The organism is Lishizhenia sp. (genome assembly GCF_033720595.1).
Classification (GTDB): domain Bacteria; phylum Bacteroidota; class Bacteroidia; order Flavobacteriales_D; family Crocinitomicaceae; genus Lishizhenia.
In genome coordinates, this window is record NZ_JAWWCF010000302.1 from 1 (window position 1) to 2,055 (window position 2,055).

Annotated in this window: 2 protein-coding genes; both read right to left on the reverse strand. The window is 36.6% G+C overall.

From position 1 onward, the window contains the following. Nucleotides 1-1,083, reverse strand: a 1,083-nt coding sequence (locus tag R3333_RS14255) for a hypothetical protein (RefSeq protein ID WP_318959435.1), incomplete at its 3' end; no start/stop codon positions are given. 54 nt (nucleotides 1,084-1,137) lie between these two features. Next, nucleotides 1,138-2,055, reverse strand: a 918-nt coding sequence (locus tag R3333_RS14260; RefSeq protein WP_318959436.1) for a T9SS type A sorting domain-containing protein, incomplete at its 5' end; no start/stop codon positions are given.

Genomic DNA, 2,055 nt, shown 5'->3' on the forward strand with positions numbered 1-2,055 from the left:
CAACAAATCATCTGTTTTTTGCAAAGCAATTTGACTGATCATGGTATTTGAAAGCACATAAGCAGAAAATTCTTTTCCATACTTTTCTGCAATAGCTTCCTTGATTGGACCAAAGAAATTTGTCTTTTGTTCATCCACAATGGCACGTAGCTCTTTACTTTTTGCTCTTTCTTCTGGACTCAAAGGAGGGATGGCAGGTTTACTTTTCGAAATTTGCTTTTTATGAGCCAGCTCAAAAAGTTCTTCCATTCTTCGCTCTAGATCTTTTTGGCAAGTAGGCGTTTGTATTTTTCTGTAGACACCTTTAAATTTCATAAAATCTTCTACATACTTTTTACCAAGCGCCAAATCCCAAATCAAATCTTTGTGCATTACTTGGTAGCTGGGCTTATTCACTTCTTTGGCCAATTTCTCTCGCCAAATGAGAAGACCTTCTACAATAAACCACTCAAAAGCGTTGAGCATTTTCTTGTCTTTCATTTTGACATTAATCTCCTCGCTGTTATCTACGTATTCGGCCGTATCAAACAAAGCATTTTCTTGAGCAATCCAATCCAAACGGCCCAATTCCTCAGCTTTACGCATTAAAGCGTCTTTCAATTCAAATAGAAACAACACATCGTCTGCGGCGTATTTAATCTGCTCCTCGCTTAATGGGCGTTTAAACCAGTTACTCTTTTGTAACTTTTTATCCGTCTCCATACCCAGAACCTCAGCTAACATATTAGACAAGGAAGATGGAGGATAATTCAACAAACTTCGCACGATGGCTAAGTCCAAAATATTTTGTGCTTTACAACCCAAATGGTGTAAAAGACGTATGTCTTCTCCAAAAGCAAAAACCAATTTTTCAACTTCTGGATTTTTGAACACCTCAAAGAGTTCTTCCAAGTTTATTCCTTTTGCCAAAGGATCTATTAAATAACAATTCTTCTGATCGTAAATCTGAATTAAACACAGGTTAAATCCATAGCGGTAATGATTTTTATCGAATTCTAAATCTACAGCTATGCTTTTTTCGTTACAAATGGCTTGTACACATTGGTCAAGCTCCTCTTGTTTGGTAATGTATTGTATTTGCACGCGCTAAAATTACGTTTTTGCAAGAAATTGAAGGCACACAAAAGCGACTATCTCTTATTCTTTTACAAAACGCTTCGTCACCCAATCTCCTGTTTCCAATTTCAATTGCAGGAAATACACACCTGTTTGAAGCGCTTCCACGTTGATTGTTTGATAAACTCCTATTTCTGAGCGTTGTTCTTGTCCTAATGCATTTAAAATGCGTAATTCAAGAATTTTGTAGTCGGTGCTATACTGTAGTGAATTTGAGACAGGGTTTGGATAGAGACTTACACTAGCATTGAGCGTTTCCTCATCCACTGCAGAAAGGTAATACACACAGTGATCATCCAAATTCATCTCCCTGTTACTTACCATAAATTGGCCGGTTGTTGTTGATAAGCTAAAACTGTTGTTTGAAAACGAACTAGGAGTTGAATAAAATAAGGCGTCACTTACAGCGTAGGGCTGATCATCAGAGTAACAATTCGTTAAAACATCAGACGTAAACAAAGTATCGTGTTTAACAACCGCCAATTGAGGCTCTAATACTTCATTTGACTTTATTCCATAATACGGTCCTCTTTGAACGTATCTAATCGTTGTATCTTTCATAACTAACAGTCCAGTTGCTGCTCCAAAATCTATATGTTCTGCAACAATTTGCATTTCATTGTTAAGCTCCAGTGTAAAACCCATTCCGTAAGTCATTAAAAGGCTCGAATCCAAATAATTTACCATTCTGTAGTTTTCCTCTGACCATAACCATGTATTGTTAGAGAGCCAATATTGAAGTATTTTTAAGGATAAATCAGATCTATTCATGGTCATTAGCAACAAATTATGAGTTGGTCCGGCTAAAAGGAATATACTATCTTGAAAGAAACAAACTTGTCTTGGATCCGTTACATTATCCATTTCAACCGCCCTTTGTTTTACACCTAGTGTATCCATTTCAACCAATCTACTTCCTGTATTCAAACTTTGAAAGGA